This is a genomic window from Methylorubrum pseudosasae (assembly GCF_029504475.1).
Classification (GTDB): Bacteria; Pseudomonadota; Alphaproteobacteria; order Rhizobiales; family Beijerinckiaceae; genus Methylobacterium; species Methylobacterium extorquens.
The window spans coordinates 87,007-106,586 of the sequence record NZ_JAQGDU010000002.1 but is presented as its reverse complement, the minus strand read 5'-3'; the positions used below and the strand labels follow the sequence as shown (position 1 = coordinate 106,586).

16 protein-coding genes and 3 pseudogenes are annotated in these 19,580 nt (G+C 59.3%); 9 read left to right on the top strand and 10 right to left on the bottom strand.

The genetic code is table 11. The features are described from left to right. Window positions 1-140: 140 nt before the first annotated feature. The gene (locus tag M2437_RS01350) at window positions 141-602 is read right to left on the bottom strand and encodes a DUF4357 domain-containing protein (RefSeq protein ID WP_253389194.1); all 462 of its coding nucleotides are present in this window, start codon (window positions 600-602) and stop codon (window positions 141-143) included. 26 nt (window positions 603-628) lie between these two features. On the opposite strand from M2437_RS01350, the gene M2437_RS01345 reads away from it, so the two are divergent. Together M2437_RS01345 and M2437_RS01340 are read left to right on the top strand one after the other, a co-directional pair. Further along, window positions 629-2,131 carry a type I restriction enzyme subunit R domain-containing protein gene (locus M2437_RS01345; protein WP_499006378.1) on the top strand — a complete coding sequence of 501 codons (1,503 nt, stop codon included), beginning with the start codon at window positions 629-631 and terminating at the stop codon, window positions 2,129-2,131. Between the two features lie 970 nt (window positions 2,132-3,101). Continuing rightward, complete coding sequence (locus M2437_RS01340) at window positions 3,102-3,629, top strand: hypothetical protein (RefSeq protein ID WP_499006377.1); 528 nt, start codon at window positions 3,102-3,104, stop codon at window positions 3,627-3,629. A gap of 64 nt (window positions 3,630-3,693) precedes the next feature. Here the strand turns inward: M2437_RS01340 and M2437_RS01335 are convergent, their stop codons facing one another. Continuing rightward, the gene (locus M2437_RS01335; protein ID WP_253389191.1) at window positions 3,694-4,311 is read right to left on the bottom strand and encodes a site-specific integrase; all 618 of its coding nucleotides are present in this window, start codon (window positions 4,309-4,311) and stop codon (window positions 3,694-3,696) included. Then, the gene (locus M2437_RS01330) at window positions 4,259-4,543 is read right to left on the bottom strand and encodes a cytochrome P450 (protein ID WP_253389190.1); all 285 of its coding nucleotides are present in this window, start codon (window positions 4,541-4,543) and stop codon (window positions 4,259-4,261) included. The genes M2437_RS01335 and M2437_RS01330 overlap by 53 nt, the downstream gene beginning before the upstream one ends. A gap of 68 nt (window positions 4,544-4,611) precedes the next feature. Here M2437_RS01330 and M2437_RS01325 point away from each other — a divergent pair. Continuing rightward, a pseudogene (locus M2437_RS01325) lies at window positions 4,612-4,866 on the top strand (hypothetical protein); the annotation flags it as partial. A 515-nt stretch (window positions 4,867-5,381) separates the two neighbouring features. Here the strand turns inward: M2437_RS01325 and M2437_RS01320 are convergent. From M2437_RS01320 to M2437_RS01310, 3 genes and pseudogenes are all read right to left on the bottom strand, one after another. After that, the gene (locus tag M2437_RS01320; RefSeq protein ID WP_253389189.1) at window positions 5,382-5,663 is read right to left on the bottom strand and encodes a hypothetical protein; all 282 of its coding nucleotides are present in this window, start codon (window positions 5,661-5,663) and stop codon (window positions 5,382-5,384) included. Between the two features lie 255 nt (window positions 5,664-5,918). Further along, window positions 5,919-6,062: pseudogene (locus M2437_RS01315) on the bottom strand (SDR family oxidoreductase); the annotation flags it as partial. Window positions 6,063-6,182: 120 nt separating this feature from the next. After that, on the bottom strand, window positions 6,183-7,151 hold the full coding sequence (locus M2437_RS01310; RefSeq protein ID WP_253389188.1) for a phosphodiester glycosidase family protein: 969 nt from the start codon (window positions 7,149-7,151) through the stop codon (window positions 6,183-6,185). Window positions 7,152-8,295: 1,144 nt separating this feature from the next. On the opposite strand from M2437_RS01310, the pseudogene M2437_RS01305 reads away from it, so the two are divergent. Beyond that, a pseudogene (locus M2437_RS01305) lies at window positions 8,296-8,607 on the top strand (IS630 transposase-related protein); the annotation flags it as partial. Between the two features lie 445 nt (window positions 8,608-9,052). Beyond that, a complete protein-coding gene (locus M2437_RS01300; RefSeq protein WP_253389187.1) occupies window positions 9,053-9,361 on the top strand; it encodes a hypothetical protein in 309 nt (102 codons plus the stop codon). A gap of 94 nt (window positions 9,362-9,455) precedes the next feature. Here M2437_RS01300 and M2437_RS01295 read toward each other — a convergent pair whose 3' ends face one another. Continuing rightward, window positions 9,456-10,568 (bottom strand): S1 family peptidase, encoded by a 1,113-nt coding sequence (locus M2437_RS01295; RefSeq protein WP_253389186.1) that lies wholly within the window; start codon window positions 10,566-10,568, stop codon window positions 9,456-9,458. 67 nt (window positions 10,569-10,635) lie between these two features. Then, the gene (locus tag M2437_RS01290) at window positions 10,636-11,301 is read right to left on the bottom strand and encodes a M57 family metalloprotease (protein WP_373691187.1); all 666 of its coding nucleotides are present in this window, start codon (window positions 11,299-11,301) and stop codon (window positions 10,636-10,638) included. A 320-nt stretch (window positions 11,302-11,621) separates the two neighbouring features. Here M2437_RS01290 and M2437_RS01285 point away from each other — a divergent pair, with 320 nt between their 5' ends. Together M2437_RS01285 and M2437_RS01280 are read left to right on the top strand one after the other, a co-directional pair. After that, window positions 11,622-12,719, top strand: coding sequence for a hypothetical protein (locus M2437_RS01285; protein WP_277570179.1), 1,098 nt, complete (start codon window positions 11,622-11,624; stop codon window positions 12,717-12,719). A 1,466-nt stretch (window positions 12,720-14,185) separates the two neighbouring features. Next, the gene (locus tag M2437_RS01280; RefSeq protein WP_253389184.1) at window positions 14,186-15,310 is read left to right on the top strand and encodes a PQQ-dependent sugar dehydrogenase; all 1,125 of its coding nucleotides are present in this window, start codon (window positions 14,186-14,188) and stop codon (window positions 15,308-15,310) included. A gap of 33 nt (window positions 15,311-15,343) precedes the next feature. Here M2437_RS01280 and M2437_RS01275 read toward each other — a convergent pair whose 3' ends face one another. Both M2437_RS01275 and M2437_RS01270 read right to left on the bottom strand, forming a co-directional pair. Then, the gene (locus M2437_RS01275; RefSeq protein WP_253389183.1) at window positions 15,344-16,279 is read right to left on the bottom strand and encodes an alpha/beta fold hydrolase; all 936 of its coding nucleotides are present in this window, start codon (window positions 16,277-16,279) and stop codon (window positions 15,344-15,346) included. A 392-nt stretch (window positions 16,280-16,671) separates the two neighbouring features. Continuing rightward, on the bottom strand, window positions 16,672-16,878 hold the full coding sequence (locus M2437_RS01270) for a DUF6494 family protein (RefSeq protein WP_003604821.1): 207 nt from the start codon (window positions 16,876-16,878) through the stop codon (window positions 16,672-16,674). A 479-nt stretch (window positions 16,879-17,357) separates the two neighbouring features. On the opposite strand from M2437_RS01270, the gene M2437_RS01265 reads away from it, so the two are divergent. After that, window positions 17,358-18,023 (top strand): tripartite tricarboxylate transporter TctB family protein, encoded by a 666-nt coding sequence (locus tag M2437_RS01265; protein ID WP_253389182.1) that lies wholly within the window; start codon window positions 17,358-17,360, stop codon window positions 18,021-18,023. Between the two features lie 16 nt (window positions 18,024-18,039). Then, window positions 18,040-19,545: a tripartite tricarboxylate transporter permease gene (locus tag M2437_RS01260; protein WP_253389181.1), complete on the top strand. Its 1,506-nt coding sequence runs from the start codon at window positions 18,040-18,042 to the stop codon at window positions 19,543-19,545. Window positions 19,546-19,580: the final 35 nt, after the last annotated feature.

Genomic DNA, 19,580 nt, shown 5'->3' with positions numbered 1-19,580 from the left:
AGCGCTTACGCTTGTTTAAGATATCGATAGGTGAAGCCACATCCACAAGGAAACTGAGTTGAAATGCTCCGGCGCGAGGCTTTTACACAGGTGATGTGCATCATGAGGATAGCTGGCGCAATGCTCGGATGCCCTTATTCTCAGCGCTCTCGCAGCACGTCGCCTAGCCGTTTTCGGTCGGTTGTCCGGCTCCAGTCTCCATGGCCGGTCGAGCTACGTCCTTTCACGAGCGCTGAGGCCGGAGAGGGACTCGTGAAGGCGATATCCCTTGTCAATCGCAGGCAGTCATCCTGCGGCACGAGTGCCCTTTCTTCGAGGAGTTGCGCCCGCAGCTTGGCGACGTTCGCCGGGAGACTGTCGGTTGGGCTTGTGCTGATCAGCGACCCCGCCCGCAGCACGTAGCCATCTCCAACCATGTCGAGATAGGCCTTGTGGATCTCGCTGCGGGGCTGCGCGCTCGTGGAAAAGCTTTGCACCGCCGCGGTTATAACAGGGACGGTGAGCGCCTCAGACGTGTCGATCGAGGTTGTGCCGGGCTCCTCGAAGAAGGCGAACCCCAGCGCCTCCAACACGTAGGTCATGTTGCTGAGGAAGGTGCCCATACTCGCGGTCTCAGCCTCAGGCAGCTTTGACCCGGTTGGCGTCGCGCGGTTGGCAAGCTGCACCTTGCCCTCGTTTCGGCCGCTGGGTGCGGCTCCACCCCTACAACATCGCCAAGAAGGTCGAGATCGTAGTCGAGCACTACCGCGAGAACGTCCAGCCGCTGCTTCAGGGCATGGCGAAGGCGATGGTCGTGCTCGGGAGCCGCAAGGAGGCGGTGCGCTGGAAGCTCGCTATCGACGGCTACATCAAATCGAAGGGCTACGGGCTCGGCACGCTGGCGGCGTTCTCAGGGGAGGTGAGCGACGCGGAGTCGAGCGAGGAGCCGCTCACGGAGGCGAGCGCCGCGCTCAATCCGGGGCTCAAGGGGCGCGACATCCGGGAAGCCTTCGCGGGCGCCGACTTCCACCTCCTGCTGGTCGCCAACAAGTTTCAGACCGGCTTCGACCAGCCGCTGCTATGCGGAATGTATGTCGATCGGCGGCTTGCGGGGATTCAAGCGGTCCAGACGCTGTCGCGCCTCAACCGCGCCCATCCCGGCAAGGACACCACCTACGTTCTCGACTTCGTGAATTCCTCCGAAGAGATCCTGAACGCGTTCCGCACCTACTACGATACGGCGGAACTGGAGGGCGTCACAGACCCGAATATCGTCCGCGACCTCAAGGCCAAGCTCGACGCCAGCGGGCACTACGACGAGTTCGAGGTGGACCGGGTCGCCGCCATCGCGATGAACCCGAGGGCCAAACAGGGCGATCTGGTTGCGGCGATCGCGCCTGTGGCGGATCGACTGCTCAAGCGCTTCAGGGCTGCGCAGGAGCGCCGACAGCGAGCGACGGACCAGGAGGACGACAGGGGCGCAAGCGAGGCGAAGGATGAGCTCGACGCGCTTCTGCTGCTGAAGAGCGACATGATCACCTTCCAGAGTGCCTATAGCTTCCTGTCCCAGATCTTCGACTACGCGAACACGGCCGTCGAGAAGCGCTTCCTGTTCTATAAGCATCTGGTGCCACTGCTCGACTTCGGGCGCGAGCGAGAAGGGGTCGATCTCTCGAAGGTGACGCTGACCCACCACAGCCTCAAAAATGAGGGTCAGCGCCGGCTCGATGTCTCGGGCCGCGACGAGACGAAGCTGATGCCGATGACCGGGATGGGATCGGGCTCGGTGCAGGAGAAGGAAAAAGCGCTCCTCGCCGAGATCATCGCACGCGTGAATGACCTGTTCGGCGGCGACACGACCGACGGCGACCAGTTGAGCTACGTAACGACGCTTCGGGATAAAATGCTCGAGTCTGAGGCTCTCGTGACGCAGGCTGCCAACAACACCAAGGCCCAATTCGACAATTCGCCCACGCTAAAGGCCGAACTGATGAACGCCATCATCGATGCGTTCGAAGCTCACGCGGCTCTCAGTAAGCAAGCACTCGACTCGCAGAAGGTTCGTGAGGGGCTAAGAGAGGTCTTGCTTGGGCCAGCTCAGCTTTACGAGGCCCTTCGAGCCCGTGCAGGTCAGGAACATGCGGATGCATGAGGCCAGCACAGAGCACGAGCATCGCAGACCTGTAGGCAATTTAATATGCGAGGAGAAGTAGAGCCAGGTCTGCTCTACGAGAGACCCTTCACGGACGTGGCGCCTCAGGGGCCGGAGCAGGACTTTGACGGTGCGTAGACGAACCGGCTGTTCGAGGTCATCGACGCGCTGAACAGGCGCGCGGTGGCATAGGGTTCTGGTCCGATACAAGCGACACAGCTGAAGTTGCCCTCAGGGCACCGCAGGCTGGCCCTAAAGCTGGACCGCTGTGTCACGGACTCTGAGAAGGATAGAAGCTGCTAGTGCGGCCCTGATGCGATCTGAAGGGCATCCTACGCCAAGGATGCTGCCTTTTTGGATGGGGAGGCAGACGGCACTCCCTTTCGGCATCCGCGGCCATCTAGGACTTCGTGTCTTTGCCGACGCTGGTTCTCACCGTCCCGGCGGTTTCTGCGTTCCGGAACAGCACTCCTAGAATCGCCGGCCAGCATAAGCCTGGCGGAGCGCTGGGAGCGCGCAGCGCGACCGGAGCAGCCGCGAGAGGTTGCTGCATGTGTCCTGTAGCTGAGCGGGCGCAGCCCGCGAAGCGCTAGCCGGAGGGTGTCTGGAGCCTGTGCTCTCGAACGACTCCCGGCGATGGAAGCTGCGGACCGATGGTGAGCGAAGCGAACCTCGGTCCGGCGAGCGAAGCGAGCTTGCTGTAGATATAGATAAGTAGATGCATAGAATACATACATACTAAGGAAAAACTTGCCATGCCCTCATCGCGAAAAATCCTGCGAAGACAGCAGTTTGGCTCTCGAGGGTCACGCACCCCTTCTCTGGGAGGGTCACGCAGCAATCTTGCTCAAAAAACCAGGCTCCAACCGCTATAAGCAGACCGACAGGAGCCTTTTGTGAACAAGGCAGCCTTAAAAATTCCAACGTCAAGTGCAGAGCGATACATTCTCCTCAGAACGAACTGGACCGCTTGCTGGAGGAACTTGTGCTCTTCGATGCGGACAAGTGCATGGATGAGCCTGCATCTGAAGTAGAGAACGGAGCGCTGCCACCCATATGGAGAAAAAACCGAATACCTGAGAAACATCTGATCGCCAGGTTGAAAAACCCGACTCATCCGGCTGTTCAAAAATACGTGGAAGTTCGAAAAAAACAGGCGGAGAAGAAAAGGCGCAAATCCAACGAAAATGGCAATGAAAAAAAGAGAGATAGCAGAGCTGATTATAAGCTATCTCCAGAACATGAGATTGCGCAGGAAGCTGGGCGGAGACTGAAAGCGCTGATCCGCGCCGTCAAATGGCGATACGGGGACAAGTTCTTGGAGCAACTCGCCGGCCGCGAGGAAGAGCTAACGCTGTTTTGGCAGTCGATGCGTCTTGCTGCTCTGCAGACATCCGGCCGCGCCCCAAGTGATCATGAGATTGCGACTAAGTTTTCAGAACTTTCGAAAAAAAACCTACACCCGACACCAAGCTCGCGCGCGCCGGGGTATCGTTGAGAAGCTTCAGCAGCGAGCGGGGATCTGGCTTGGAATGAGCTGAGTTGTTGAACGTCGTTGCCGGTTATCCGAGGCGCTTTGCTAGATCATCAGCTCGCAGGTGTGTGTAGCGTGTCAACATCCTCAGCTCTCGATGCCCGGAAATCGAGGCGACCTCGACGACGTTGAGGCCTTTTTCAAACAGCCGGGATACTGCCTCGTGCCGCAGATCGTGCAGGTGCAGATCCTCGAGCCCCACACGTCGCCTCAGGCGCTCCCAGGCAAGCCTGACAGCGTTCGGGGCAGCGGTGAACACCGTCACGCTCTCGCTCGTCCTGAGACTCCTGAGCGTCTCCACGGCGCGTGTGGACAGGGGCACATCCCGGCTGGTCCCGTTCTTCGTGAGCGGCAGATGCGCAACACGCCGGTTGAGATCGATATTGTCCCAGCGCAAGCTCAGAAGTTCACCTCGACGCATTCCGGTCTCGACAGTAAGCTCGATCAGCGGGCGCAGGTAGGGCACCCGGCCCTTGTCAGCAGCAGCGAGCAGGAGCTTCTCCTCGTTGCCCTCTAAACGACGAGTGCGGCCCTTCGGGGGAGATGGTCGGCGCACGAGTTTGCAAGGGTTTGTCGCGATGTGGATGCCCCACTCACGCCGAGCGGTGTCGATGGCGTGTGAGATCGTGTTCAGCTCGCGGATCACGGTCGCGGGCGCCACGGTCTTGAGGCGAGATCAGGTTGAATGCATCGATCGTCTCATCCGCGAAGCGGTCGGGATCAAAGCGATCCGGCGCGTGCCACAGGCGCGGGTCATGATTGGTCCCGTAGAGATCCATGAGCACCCACTCGCCCCCATGGAAGTCGTGGCCGCCCCAGGTGAACGGTTCCCGCACGCGACCGCCGATGAAGGGGATGAACGGAAAGAACCTGCGCACTTCGTAGGTGAAGCGGTCGGCCGCCTCCTCGTCCTCTGCGATGGCCGTGCGCCAGCCCGGATAAACGTGTCATCCTGACCGGCCTGCCCCGCAGGAACTGGGCCGAGCCGCAGAAGCGGTGCTGGGCCGAGCGCCACTTCCCCGGCACGCCGACAATCACGACGACCGCTGCGCTGAAGCGCGAGCATTGTCGTCCGGGCGACGCGCTGGTCGACGACCGGGACACCCATCGGCACCGTTGGGAAGAGGCCGGTGGCCACTTCATCCATCATCAGGGCGCGGCCACGTCGATCCGAGCGCTGCGCGCCCACGGCTTCCTCTGATCACCGGGCGCCAGAGACAACCTCAACGAGCGTTCGGGCAGCACTAGGGAGCAGCCTGGGGCGTGTCCGGGCATTAGGAGCAGACGTTCATTCGAACAAGCCTTGCGGGGAGCCTCTTTACTGGAGCTGACCAAAAGACAGGCTATCGCTGAGCTTGCATGGATGCAGCCTTCCACCCTGATACTTCGGTGAAGTAGCAAGTTAACCCCAACACCCTAGGTCGCCCCCGATGCGCATCGCTGCCTCCCCTACGCGGCCGTAGCCTGAGACTGCTTCGAGGCAAGCTCCGCGGCGCGGACGTAAGGTCAGCAATTGCCAGTCCGATGAGTAAGTTGCTCGATGCTCACTTGCGCCGGGCAGGCGTCTTGTGGGGAAATCCGATGAAATGCCTTCGATGCGCCAAGGACAGTTCGGCGAAGCTCGTGGGCGCAGAAGGCACTCCCTTGCCGGACAAGCAGCTTTTCTAGGATCTTCGCTCTGTCCCCTTTCTCCGCCCCTCAGGATGCTCGATCCGGTCACGGCCCGCCTGCGTTAGCTTCTGCCGAGCTTGCACTCACCGCGGTCTGAATCGTCCGCATGCGCGCGTCGGCGACCATCGCAGTGTGAGCGAGCTTGAGCGGATCGACCTTAGGTGCCGGAGGCCCGTTGAAGGGGCGCCCGTGCATCGCGACCATTCCGAGCATCGTGATCATGGCGGTTGGGAAGATTGCGAGCGTGGTCGCCTGGGCTGAGGGCCGCTCCGAGTGGACGAGGGCAATCGCTGTCAGTGTCAGCACGGCTAGCACGGTCAGCGTCATACATTTGCTCTTGTCGCTCTATGCGGCGCTTAGAGCGGCGGGCTCACCGCAGGTGCGTGACCGTGTCGAGCAACGCCGTGCGCACGATCTGGCCTGCCTCGTCCGCCATGTGTGGCAACTTCGATGCGAGCGGGTGCCGTGCGCAGGGCAGCAGTCACTATGGCGGAAGCGGATTTGTGAGGTCCTGCATGAGGCGACGCTCATCCATCACGGGTCCCCTGAGGCCTCTAGGTCAGAACCCAGTAGATCACAGGATCAGATGATAGGTTGGGCACCAGTGACTGCGATGGTCGCACCTGAGACGTAGCTCGCTTCCGGGCTCGCGAGCATGACGTAGACCGGTGCGAACTCGCAGGGCTGGCCGGGCCGCTGCATCGGCACCAGCAAGCCGAAGGTCCGCCAATTTAACAATCTATGGCCGACCGCATCGGGGCGGCATCTGCAAACCTACGTGCCACCCCATCGTCGCGGTGACCGGCTAGTGCGGGGAGAGTATGGCTGGATTATTGGAAGACTATTCTAATTATCTTTTCTTTTGAGCAACAGAGCATTGTTGATCCTCCAGAATCCAGGCTTCTCTACGATACGACCATCTGACCCGAGAGAAAGCTGAGCCGAGGGACCGCCATCTAAATTCAAGGCAGAGTCGCAACCAAGCCCTCCGCTGCCCTCAGGGGATACTAAAAGTTCAGAGAGATCATACAAACTTAACCCAGATCCGCCGACAAACACCAAGATCAGGATATCTTTATTGACGCATATTGCGGCTCTCTCGAGCCGAACACGATCATTTCGGTAAACACCCATTCTTCCGCCGGTTTCCACAAGTATCGGTCCGGATTGGAGGCCAAATGTCAGGCTGCTGAGGCTGCTCGATCGCGCATCCGCGATGCTGGTCATATCTTCGCTGATTGCCAGCACTCCTGTTCCCGCGCCCTGAGTAACCTGCTTGATCACGGCCTTGTCTACTATGACGAGGCCAGAGGGACTGAGATTATTATTGGGATCGCGCTCAAAGAAGCCGCCAGGCAAAGCCGCAACGGAGCCGGTTTTCTCTCTTAGGGCTTTGGCAGTAGATCCCATCGGTTGATCTGCAATTGTCACACCCAGACCATATATGCCAGCGTCAGCTTTCACCGAAACCATTTCCAAATTATATAATCTAGAGCGAATTTCTTTCAGCCACAGGCCATCACCAATCGTCTGCCATTTTGAGTTCAGCATTTCGGTGCGAACTGCGGGCAATGGATCTACGGCCTGATATACAATCGATCTTTTAGGGTGATCAGGGTTTATTGATTTTGCCCTCTCTATAGCTATATCGGCTGTGTTAACATCTCGATTCTGCGATCTTAGTTCAGATATGTTAAATAATGCGGCAGAAAAATCTGGGTCTATCTCCACCGCTCGCAACAGAAATGTGAGTGCAAGATCCTTCTCATTCGATTTCGCTCGGCGATGTGCCTCCAACCAAAAGGCGTAGGCCAATGGTGATCTGGAGAAGCGTGATGATATCTCGGCTTGCAGGCACCCGGGAGAAGACGGCTGCATAGAGTTAATGAGAGCAGCTGGAAGAGATTGGTAAACCTGTTTAAAGTCTGATAGTGCGCCGTCTACGGTGGACTTCGCTCTCCAGACTCCATCCACGGAGCATTCGACAGTGATCGTGATGTCTCTGGCTCGAGAATGCGACCCCTCGGATAGTTCGATTACTCCGGATATTATCGCATCTATCGGTCGTCTTGACGGATTGGTGATGTTGCCCGCTAAGATTCTCGCTCCAAGTTCACTTAAGAACATTGCAATGTTCGTCTCCACCTTGTTTCTCAGCCAGCCTAGTTCATCATCTCCTGCTGGTGAGGAAAATCTCGTTACCTGAACTGTTGCTCCGGCGGAGAGGTGTGTCTGGCCTGATCTCTGCTCGCCCGCGCTACAGCTAGAATGAGAAACAGGTGTGAATGCAATCGCGGCTGTCAAGATCAGGCACTTGATCAGAGTTTGGAGGCTCCGAACCGCTGCTCGGCGCGGATTGCTGAATCTGCCGACGTTGCCACCTTTGAGGTGGCACTGGTTTTTCCTGCCGTCTGCGAGCCTTCCCGGCATCGACCTACTCCGAGCGACAAGTTTGTGGGGTTAGATTTTAGATGGCTTGATCGTGCTGGAAAAGCCCGATGCTTCGGGTTCTTAGTAAATCGTGCTTCCTCGTTTCTGTCGGCATCGCTGCGGAATGACCCTAATAACCTTGGCGGCAGAGATATCGATTCCTTCGTGCGCATCCGAGATAACGAGCTTTCCCCCGGCGCAGACAGCAGCACGTCCATTTCGGGAGGAGAGGCTTCCAGAAGATCTCGGCCTTGCTGGAGCGCCGTCCATGCTCTGCGCCTCGAGTCAACCGTCGGTGTTCATGCTCTTGCCAAGATCACGGCCGCTTAGACATCCTGCCGTCTCGGCGCACCTATACGAAGTTCGCGTCGATTGAGAGATCCGGCCGCTCCCTCGGCCGAGCGGTCACGATGTGCATTCACCCGCTAGTCGATCTCCCAGAGCCGTTTCTGATCAGCGTGAATCGGTTGTGGTTTCGGCGCGGTCCGGGATGTAACTGGATGCGCGGCTTACCGATGAGGAGAGCCGCATGCCCTCAGCCCTATCCACCGATTCGCGCGAGCAGGTTGTCGCCACGATCGAGGGCGGAGCCTCGCGACGGGAGGCGGCGCGGCGCTTCGCGGTCAGCCCAGCTAGCGCAATGCGCTGGCACGAAGCCTTCATGCGGGAGGGCCGCACGCGCGCCAAGCCGACGGACGGCGACCAGCGCCAACATGCGGTTGAAGCCCAGACTGAACTCATCCGACAGATCCACGAGGCGCAGCCTAGGTTGTTTCTGCTAGAGTATCGCACCCAACTGTCCGAGCGCGGAACACGGATCGGCGTGAGCAGTCTGCTCCGCTTGGTGCCAGAAACCTGTCCTATGCGACAATCGCAAGCTTCCAGCATTGCAATGGACCGTGACCCTGGCTGCTCAATCACCGGGATGGGGCACGGCGAACTGCTGCGCAGGCCCACAGAGCGAGAGGATGCAGCTCACCACAAACGACCGCTCAGCACCGAGGGCCTAACGAACCTGTGAGTGTTCGCGACTTCGAGAGACGCGGGCCCTCCGCGCCTATCCGTCCCATGTCACTGACGAAGAATGGGCGCTGGTCGCCCCATACTTGAAGCTACAGCCTGAGGTGGCCCGACAGCGCGAACAAAGCCGGCGGAAGGTGTTCAACCGGCCGCGCTACGTGGTTCGTTACGGCGTGGCTTAGCGCGCGATGCTCCGCGACCTGCCACCCCGGCACACCATGTATGATTAGGCTCAACGCGGGCTCAGGGCTCACTCCTTCGCGAGCTTGTCCGCCAACCTGCGCGCCGTGTTGCACCTGGCCGCAGGCCATGCGGAGGAGCTCACGACCGTGGTGCTCGACAGCCGCACCTGGCGATCGCTGCCGGATCGGAGCGCTCGCTCCGCCTGTGATGGACACAAGCGCACCCGCGGCACCAAACTGCATACGGCGGTCAATACGCAGGAACGAGTCCTGACACTGCATCTTAAGCTCGCCGATGCAGATGACCACGCCGCGGGGCCATTCTGGCAGATGCCGCGCAGGAGGCGATCGGCGACAGCGCGGATGCCGCTTATGTCAATCACGGCTATTTAAGCCAGGCTCGTCGCCCGCCCGCAGTCAAACCGACAGAAATAAGTCCGTTGTGAAAAAACCACTGCCCGCAATTATTGGAACAACTCTCGGAGAGCTATTTTCCGTCAGGCTCCCAATCAAATACTAACCGATTTTCGTCTGCAGATTGAACCTTCACCTTTGCGAACCGGTCTCCTGACCTCAGCCTCAGGCAGTAGGTAGCTCCGATAACGGCATCTTGCCAGTGTGCTTTATAGCCAGCTTCAGGACACCGCACAATTTTGTTCAGGTCATCTTCTTTCATTGCGATAACGCCACCCTTAGCTTCTTGATCACGAGGTCCATTATAAGGATCGGAACTGTTAGGTATAAAAAATGAAAGCTTCTTGTCAGTTGTCCTGTCTGCTTTTGCCACAAGTAGATCAGCATCTGGGGAGTCCCACGCCACCACCTTGGCTTTAGAAAAACTAAACCCACTTCGATTGTAATTCGTCCATCCGTCGAACACGATTGCACTTCCGCCCGCCTGAATGGCATTGTGGGTAGCAGTTGGTAGAGAAGAAGGCGCAGGCGGCCGACGATACCATTGAGCAAGCGCAGCATATGGCTCGAGTGCAGACTCCGGATACATGTAATTAACGCTAGTTGCAGGAACGCCGCCGGTTACTACACCGATCACTTCACCAGCGGAGTTGAAGACCGGTGCCCCGCTGCTTCCGTTTGTTACGCCAGCGCTCAACTCCCAAAGAGTATTTCCTCCTGGTCCGCCTCCATGGTTGGAAGTCAGGACTCCCGGACTTAAGCCAATAGGTCCAGTGAGCCGGAATCCGACTACATACAAAAAGTCTCCTATCGCCGAAGAGCGAGAGTCACCCCGTTTTAAAACGGGATACTCTGAAATTCCGTAGCTACTTGGATGTCGTAAGTTCAGTATGGCAATATCCAAGCCTATATCGAACATCTGCGGCTCTGCTGAGACTTCCTTCCCGTCGAGGGACCCTATTCGAACTTTGATTGGCGTCTCCTGACTATTTTTGTAAGCGCTCAGCAAATGTTTAGCCGTAACTGCAATACCATATTTGCCGATGATGAAGCCCGATCCAATGACCGAATTTTTGCTCGGGGAGTCGGGTGCAGCCGGAATCTCGACACGAATAACCGCCCCAGAATTCTCAGAAAAAATTTTTTTTGCTGGAGAAATCGCCTCTTGCCCATTCGCATCTTGCATTCCTAGCGCCAGGCAAGCCAGGAATAATAAAGTCCAGGATGATGGGCCGCAAGTTTTCATCTTAGCCTCACGGAAATAGAATCTTTACGGACTTTATATCTTTTTGACTCAACTTCCCGTTGTTGTTATAAACGGCGTTGCAGTAGTTCATAATCGAGTCTGGGTCATATGATGTGAGCGTCGTCTCATGGCCGGTTGGCCATTCCCACTGGCCAGTTCTCTGCAAGTGTTCTTTACACTCTGGCGAAGCATCCGGATGTAGCTGCTCGTGCTGGAACCCGATTGCATGTCCAAATTCATGTGCTGCAATCGAAATGATACACGATTTGCGATTACTTTGACATGAAGGCGACCAGCTCATGAAAGAGAAGTTTAGCCACATGCTAGGGTTTTTTGCTTGACTGTCCTTCCCGACATGTGACCTGGGATTGGAGTCGTCTATTTTGATTTTTATACCGGAAGGATTTTTAGCGCAGTGAGACCACCCCGTGAATCTTACGTTAGAGTTGGCTTCCCACGTATCTGCAATCGCTTGCCTGACCCAACCCCGTTCTTCTTCATGATCCGGACCCATTGACACCCAGCAAACGGGTATCACGTTGTTAGTCCACCGAGCCTCCCAGCTTACTGTGCCATACCGCGAAAGTTCCGGATCTACATCGGAAAATCTGATACTCTCCTGTGACGAAGCCGGCACGCTAATCAACAGAAACGTTGTTACTCCAATTATCATGCATGCGCCCGAGTTCATTGTATCCTCCCTAATCCGGAAGCCGGCGGCTGTAGGATCAAAAAGTTTGCATGCGAATCCAGCTTACGATAGCCGATTTTCTGGTCGGATGCTACCACTTTGTGGTGATACCGTTCGCAGCAATCGCTGTAGCCTGTCTATCGCATCGACCGCTCGTTTCCCGGGGCCGGTAATTCTGAGCTATAATAGGAAAACAGTTGCATTGCGCTCCAAGCAGATCGCGTGTTTCGCTGACGCTGCGGCCACCTGTTTCCGGAGAAGAAGCCATGATGCTGGGATCAAAACCTGAGATGGGTGACCCTATGAGCGAGCTGATGAGGTGGCTTCAGTTCGGAAAGAAAGCTGCCTATTTGACTGTGACTGATAGTTTAGGTTTGATTTTGATCGCAGCAGGCGCATTGACCTTATTGATGTTTACTTTGTCAATTTACAAGTTGATTTCTCATGCTGCCGCTTGGCGCAAGGGCGCTAACGTTATCCTAGGGATTGCTTCTCTCTGCCTAATTTCAGCAGGCCCGGCGGTTTCGTTGCTCCGGTATGGCAAATCTCAGGAAGAACTTGCCAAGCAGCGTGGTGATGCAATTGCTTCAATACTGAAGAATGACTTGAAGCCGCACGATATATCGGAACGCTTGAGGGAAAACCGAAAAGTTAAGTATGTGATTCGGCTGATATCGTATGACCCTACGTTGCAGCCTGAGCTTGCATTAGATAGACTATCTTCTGCTTTCCTCGGACCGCCGCAGCAGCGATTCACGTTTGTTGGCGATTACGATGAACTTAAAGGCTACACAGCTGCAGAAGCTGTGCGTCGCACCGGACTTCCGTTCCAAGAGGGGCAGAGAGTAACAGCGGTTATCTTCCCTGTCTTGAGCCCTCGGCAGCTGCTTCCAGTAAACGCCCGAGGGCTTCTTCAATTGATTGACATGACTGAGGCAAACTCGACGAAGATGAAATTCGATGTAAAATCTCGCCTGAGCAAGCCGGCATATGAAAGTCTTTCTGAGCGCCAAAAGAGCAGCTCCTGGGCATTTGAGGCGTATAAAAGGCACTATGGGGAATACTGTGAAGCTTCTTTCAAGTTCGTGTGCAATAAATCTGACTTCAATACGTCTAATTTAATCGGAAACGTAACACACGATTGGCATCCGTTAGGATTTGCCCGATCTGAGGCGCTTGCTATAGATCCATGCGATCAAGAGGAACTGAGAAAGTCTTACTGCATCATAAAAGAATGGCCATCGGAAGACACCAGAATTCTCGATCATATTGGGAGCCGGGTATTCATGACTGAAAATTCGGCCATAAGCAGCCTGGATGGCAGAATACTTATCGACTTCAACTACCCCTCGCGTCAAAAAATCCCCGCAATTAATTATGAGGATGGAACGGGTAGATAGACGTTGGCTTGCCGGTTGAATCGAATTTCTGCGGCAGGGTTGCTTCAACTAGCTCTGCGCAAGCTTGGTGCAGCGTCAAGCGTGGCCTTCAACCTGAGGCTGCCTGGCGATCGGCTACGGTGTGCGCCATGCTGCGTGACCAGTTCTACACGAAGTGCCGCAAGCGCAAGGTGGAGGATGCAGACGGAGCCGTAGCCGTAGCCGATCAGCTGGTGATGCTCGCAGCTCAGAAGCATGTGTCATATCTGCAGGTAGTCGGTGTGCACGTGGCGGGCTTGGGGCGTCTGATCTCGGCGCCGTGCCCGCCCATGCAGCGGTGCGTAGGCTGTGCCTTACTGGGCAAATCGTCGTCTTAGCCAACAGCCTCAGCGTGATCTTGAGCAAGCCTGAGAGTTGAACCCTCGTTGTGAGCACTGATTGAGTGCACTCTCCAGCTGATTCGGTTCCAACCCGCGCCGCTCGTAGCTTCCCCATGCTAATGAAATGACTTCGGAGAGCCAAGGATAGCTCGGCGAAGCTCGTGGGCGCAGAAGGCACTCCCTTGTCGGGCAGGCGACTTTTCTAGGACTTCGCTCTGTCCTGCACTGCATAGGAAGCGGCTCGGCCTGAATTGCACCGCACGGAATCTGCCTACTCGCATACGCATCAGGAGCGCCGATGTCGGGTTTTTGGTTTCCACTCCCGAGCGCTCGGGGATGTGGCCCTATTGCGCCGTGTAGCGCTCACAGCAGTTGAGTCGAAGATGCTCGGCGAGCTAAGTCTTTGATGTGGCAGGAAGCACTTAGTGGTCTGGAGAGCCGGGTCCTCCGCCTTCGGAGGGCAACGCTCTATCCAGCTGAGCTACGGGTGCTGACCGTGGCTCGTGAGTAGCCCAACTGAGCGGCGGACGCAACGGTGCTGCGCGGGCCGAGCGGATGCCCTGATCACTCAAAGGGATGGCTGCGCGCCCCTCCTCAGGCAAAGGTCACACGTTCGAATCGTGTCGGGTGTGCCAGTAAGCGGTGGAGGGGCCGCTCAAGCGCCGGCCATGTGCCCCGGATGCGGACGCGGCGCCGATGGTATGCCGCTGCTAGGGGCAGGTCGCTGCCGCGCATGCGCCGCCGGACCGCAGCGGCATCAGTCGGTGATCCTTATCGATCAAAGCTCAAGCCGATCGACGGCATGCTCGATCCGCAGTTGCCGAGAGCACCAAGGCAGATCACGTCGGAGAACATGGAGATGGCCGATGACGTGCCCGAACCCGTTACACGCTAGGCATGAAGCGCGAGACACTTTCGGCCCGACCTGCCGGCACGTTCCCGTAAGCGAGGGTGTTTAGCTGTCCGCACTCTCACCAAGCGAGATCATCCGCTCAACGACGTGCTCGAGTGGCGCGTTCTCGGCCACGAGTGTCAGGCGCAGCTTCCTTGTTGATCCCGAGCGCGCTTTTGCGGGTTGCAGGGTGAGGCTTGGTCTGGGGAAGCGCTTTGATCCGTATTCTCATTGCGACCGCGGCCGTGCTCACGATGGCTCTGCACCCTGCCGTGGCGCGGCCGCCTAAGCGCCTCAGCACCGAGAAGGCCGAGATCGCCATAGAGACCGTTGCCTGCAATCTTGACCATCCCTGGGGTCTAGCCTTTCTGCCGGATGGAGGCATGCTGGTCACCGAGCGCGCTGGCCGCCTGCACATCGTCTCAGCAGGGGGACAAGTCTCAGCCCCTCTCCGCGGAACTCCACCCGTCCATACCGGCGAAGGTGGGCTTCTAGACGTAGCGGCAGATCCCAACTTCTCAGAGAACCGCTTTATCTATCTAACCTACGGCGAACCGCGCGAGAACGGAGCGGCTACAGCCGCTGGGCGCGGAAGGCTCAACTCAGACCAAACCGCGTTGGAGGACTTCCAAGTCATTTTCCGACAGCAGCCGGTGGGTAGCAGTGACGCTGGCCACTTTGGCTCTCGCCTTCTCTTCGCGCCCGACGGCAAGCTCTTCATCTCAACCGGCGACCGGTTCACTCCGGACCTTGCCCAGGACCTCTCGACCGACGTCGGTAAGCTCATCCGCGTCAACCCGGATGGCTCCATGCCACCCGACAATCCGTTCGCGAACCATAAGGGCGCTCGGCCCGAGATCTGGTCCTACGGTCACCGCAACATCCAAGGCCTCGCGGCCCAGCCACAAACCGGTGCTCTGTGGGCAGGCGAGTTCGGACCGACCGGTGGGGACGAGATCAACATCATTGAGCCCGGGCGCAACTATGGCTGGCCTCTGGTCAGTTGGGGTCAGCACATGGATGGAAGCGCAATTCCAAGGCCACCGGCACGGCCGGACCTTGACGATGCCGCTTACCACTGGTCGCCCTCGATCTCATTCTCAGGAATAGCGTTCTACTCCGGCAGCTCTTTTCCGAGCTGGCGTGGGAACCTGTTTCTTGCTGGACTGACTTCACAGGCTGTCATTCGTCTGACGCTCGTCGCGTCGCGCGTCACCGGTGAGGAGCGCATTCCAATGGGTGAGCGCATCCGGCAGGTTGTTCAAGGACCAGACGGTCTCCTCTACCTCCTGACCGACGAAGATCAGGGATGCATCCTGCGTTTCAGGCCGGGCCGCTGAACGAGCTGACCGGCTGGCTTTGGGCCGAGTTGTCTACGTCGCTTGGAGCGACGGCTCTCGGCGGGCGCTCGCCTCGCAAGCAGCCCGGCGAACTTCTTCGAGACCGGCCAACACTCTGTGCGGTGCGGTGTGATGAACCATGTGGCCACACTCCTCCACAAGGTGCAGGCTGCTCTGCAGCACCTCGCCGTGGAGGCGACGGGATTGACCGTCGACATCGACCATCCTGTCACCGATCCCGGCGATGATGGCGATAGGCATCCTCAGCTTACGATAGTGCCTTTGGAGCACCGCCGCGTTCGGAACCATCAAGGCGGACTCTGCCGCACTCGCGTGAAGCTGCGACGGACGCATCGCCATCGATGAGGGAAATCGTGCAAACGAGGGAGCGACGGCGGCTGGGCTGAACAGGTTGCGCCGCATGATCGGCCATAGCAGGCGCGCTGTCAGCGGATATGCCGTGTAGCGCAGCACGTCACCGATCAACGGGAGGGCCGCTATCGAGAACAGGGCAAGATCGGCACGGGGTGACGGATAGTAGTAGCCACTCTCCAGAACCAGCCCGCGAACGGCGTCTGGGTGGCGTAGGGCTGCTACGATCGCAACCGAAGCGCCCCAGGAATGGCCGAGGGCGATCACTCGGTTGACGCCAATCTGAGCCAGCGCACCGATCAAGAGGTCGGCTTGCGCCGCTGGCGTCCAGACTTTGCTGTGCGGGCGCTCGCTGTAGCCGTAGCCCGGACGATCGAACACGATGACGCGGAAATGCTGCGCAGCCAAGGTGGCGAAGCCACTGAGGATGAATTCCTCCGCCATGCTCCCGTTGCCGTGGAAGATGACCAGCGGCTCGCCGGCACCGCACTCGATATAGTGAAGGCGCACGCCGTCGGCCTCGACGAAACGGCCCAGGGGCGGATGCGCGTCCTCGGCCTGTTTTGCCCGGGCACGGACGATGAGACCGGTGGCCATGGCTGCAGCCGCCACAGTTCCGAGAGCGACACGGGAGTGCACAGACGGTCTTCGTCGCGGAGACACGGTTGCGATTACCGAATGGAGCAGCCGGAAGGCAGGGAGAACGCTGGTGATCCCGTCTATGTTGCTCCGTAGCCATAGAGGGCAACAAGCAGATCGTCCGTCACTGAAAACCTGGCACGCGCAAAGCTCACACGATCGAACCGTGTCGGGGGCGCCAGGGAGCGGCGAAGGGCCCGCTCAAGCACCCGGCACTGTGTCCGCGGATGCGGATCACGTCAGTGAACACGGACATGGCTGATGACATGCCCGAGCCCGCTACACGCTGGGCATGAAGCGCCAGACGCTTTCAGCCGGACCTGCCACCAACTTCCCGTAAGCGAGAGTGTTTAGCTGTCTGCACCCTCACCAAGCGAGATCGTCCGCTCGACGACGTGCTCGAGCGGCGCATTCTCGGCCGTGAGTGTCATACGCAGCTTCAACGTGCCGCCCTGCGCGAGACCCTCGCGGGCGACACGTTCGATCTCACGCTGCGAGGTGACGCCGACTTCCTTCAAAAACTTGCGCAACTCGATGTTAAAGCGATCTTCGTCCATGGCATTTCTCCCGGTGTGATGTGCTCAGTCGTCAACTCGCAGAGCCGACGATCGATGCCACGCCTGCGGCACACAGCTCCCCATCATTCCGGCGCGGCATAACGAGCGCCTAAAGAGGGAGCTCCGCGGTCAAGACCAATGGCGCAGCATGCGCCAACCATGAGAATTCGCAGAGGGCTCACCCGCGGCAAACCTTTCGCTCCTGAGCCGGCGCGCACACGCATCTTCGGCATCGACCCGTCAACGCTTGCCTCGAATGCTGATGTTGAAAGGAGCCGCGATAGCGCGTCCCCCGCCGGCCCTGTTGTCGATAACAGAAGGCGTGGGAGATGAGCGATTTCGCGGGTGTTATGGTCTTGCCGAAATTTAGCTTCGCAGCCTAAGATCTGGATAAAATTCCTCGTGGGAGGGGCTGGTCGTTTTCTTTGCGCGACGCGTAACGGGAGCACCGGTGCGGGCATGCCCGTTGAGAGGGGACGATGAGCGACCGATCGAGTGGCGCTGGGTCGGGCCATGCGCTTTCGCGCGTGCCGCAGAACGTGGCAGCTGGCCTTGGCCTCGTCCTGCTCGGAATGTCCGGCGTCTGGGCCGCGGGCGATCTATCGCGAGGCACCCTCGGTGCGATGGGGCCCGGCATGCTGCCGCACTGGGTTGCAATCGGCGTGGCCGCCTGCGGGGTCTTGCTTGCCGCGACGGGCTTCGTCCGTGGCGGCGCAGGGCTTCAGACGTTTGGCCTGCGCGGCCCGATCGTCGTCGTCCTGGCGATTCTCGCCTTTGCCGCGACGATCCGGCCGACCGCCCTCGGCCCCATCACGACACCCGGCCTCGGCCTGATCGTCGCCGGCCCCCTCGCGGTCATTCTCGCGGGCTACGCGTCTCCTGAAGCGCGGTTTCGCGAGCTTGTGATCCTGGCGCTGCTTCTCACGGCCGGGTGCATGCTGCTGTTCGGCGATCTGCTCAACCTGCCGATCCCGCTCTTTCCCAACGCGCTCATCAAGGCGGCGAGCGGAACGGTCTCCTCACGGGTGCTCTTGCGACTGGCGGCCGGGGCGCTCGCCCTGGTGGGACTGGGTCTGCTGCTCCTGCTGCGCCGGTCTGCGCGGCGGGGCGGGACCGATGTCGCCCGGCACGCGATGACCGGTTGATGGGGAGCGCAAGCCCGTGCCGGATCTCCTCTCCAATCTGGGTCTCGGCTTCGGCGTCGCGCTGAGCCTGCAGAACCTGCTGCTCTGCTTCCTCGGCTGCCTCGTCGGCACGCTGATCGGCGTGTTGCCCGGCGTCGGGCCGATTGCAACCATCGCCATGCTCCTGCCGATCACCTTCGGCCTCGATCCGGTAGGCGCGCTGATCATGCTCGCGGGCATCTATTACGGGGCGCAGTATGGCGGCTCGACCACCGCGATCCTTGTCAACATCCCGGGAGAGGCGACCTCTGTCGTCACCACCCTCGACGGGCATCAGATGGCGCGCCAGGGCCGGGCCGGCATTGCGCTCGGCACCGCCGCGCTTGCCTCGTTCTTCGCCGGCACCGTTGCCACCGTCCTGATCGCGGCGCTCGGCGCACCGCTCACACGCCTCGCGCTGATCTTCGGACCGGCGGAATACTTTGCCCTGATGGTCATGGGGCTGGCCTTTGCCGTCGTCCTCGCGCACGGCTCCGTTCTGAAGGCCGTGGCGATGATCCTGGTCGGCATCCTGTTCGCGTGCGTCGGCACCGACCTTGAGACCGGCGAGGAACGGATGACCTTCGGCTTCACCTTCCTGACAGACGGCGTCGACTTCTCCGTGCTGGCGATGGGCCTGTTCGGGGTGGCCGAGATCCTGCGCAACTTGGATCAGTCCGACACGCGAGAAATCGCGCAGGCCCGTATCGGCCGCCTGCTGCCGGGGCTGGCGGAACTACGGCAGGCGGCGCCCTCTGTCTTCCGCGGCACCGCAATTGGGGCGCTGCTCGGAATCCTGCCCGGCAACGGCGCCGTCCTCGGCCCCTTCGCAGCCTACACCGTCGAGAAGCGCATCGCCCGCGACCCGAGCCGCTTCGGCCGCGGTGCCATCGAGGGCGTCGCCGGTCCGGAGAGCGCCAACAATGCCGGCGCACAGACGGCCTTCATCCCGCTCCTCACCCTCGGCATCCCGCCCAATGCCGTGATGGCGCTGATGGTCGGCGCGATGACCATCCACGGCATCATCCCGGGGCCCGGCGTGATGACCAAGAACCCCAATCTCTTCTGGGGCATGATCGCCTCGATGTGGATCGGCAACCTGATGTTGCTCGTCATCAACCTGCCGCTGGTCGGCATCTGGGTGCGCCTTCTGAAGGTGCCCTACAGGCTGATGTTCCCCGCGATCCTGATGTTCTGCTCGATCGGCATCTACTCGATCAACGCTCTGCCGACCGACGTGATGCTGATCGCGGCCTTCGGGGTGTTCGGCTACGCGCTCATCAAGTTCGGCTTCGAGCCGGCACCGCTTCTGCTGGGTTTCGTGCTGGGCAAGCTGATGGAAGAATACCTGCGCCGTGCGCTTACGCTGTCGCGCGGTGATCCCATGGTCTTCCTGGAGCGTCCGCTCAGTGCGCTGCTGTTCCTCGTCGCCTTTACCATTCTCTCGGCGGCGCTGCTGCCGTCGCTGCGGCGAAGCCGCGACGAGGTGTTTACGGAAGCCTGACCGGCTCGGCGCCCGGTGGGCGCAGGGATCTCCGG

Coding starts and splice junctions, on each gene's coding strand:
- M2437_RS01285 (WP_277570179.1), top strand. CDS start 11,622: ATGAGCGAGCTGATGAGGTGGCTTCAGTTCGGAAAGAAAGCTGCCTAT.
- M2437_RS01350 (WP_253389194.1), bottom strand. CDS start 602: ATGGGCACCTTCCTCAGCAACATGACCTACGTGTTGGAGGCGCTGGGG.
- M2437_RS01290 (WP_373691187.1), bottom strand. CDS start 11,301: ATGATAATTGGAGTAACAACGTTTCTGTTGATTAGCGTGCCGGCTTCG.
- M2437_RS01275 (WP_253389183.1), bottom strand. CDS start 16,279: ATGGCCACCGGTCTCATCGTCCGTGCCCGGGCAAAACAGGCCGAGGAC.
- M2437_RS01270 (WP_003604821.1), bottom strand. CDS start 16,878: ATGGACGAAGATCGCTTTAACATCGAGTTGCGCAAGTTTTTGAAGGAA.
- M2437_RS01265 (WP_253389182.1), top strand. CDS start 17,358: ATGAGCGACCGATCGAGTGGCGCTGGGTCGGGCCATGCGCTTTCGCGC.
- M2437_RS01295 (WP_253389186.1), bottom strand. CDS start 10,568: ATGCAAGATGCGAATGGGCAAGAGGCGATTTCTCCAGCAAAAAAAATT.
- M2437_RS01320 (WP_253389189.1), bottom strand. CDS start 5,663: ATGACGCTGACCGTGCTAGCCGTGCTGACACTGACAGCGATTGCCCTC.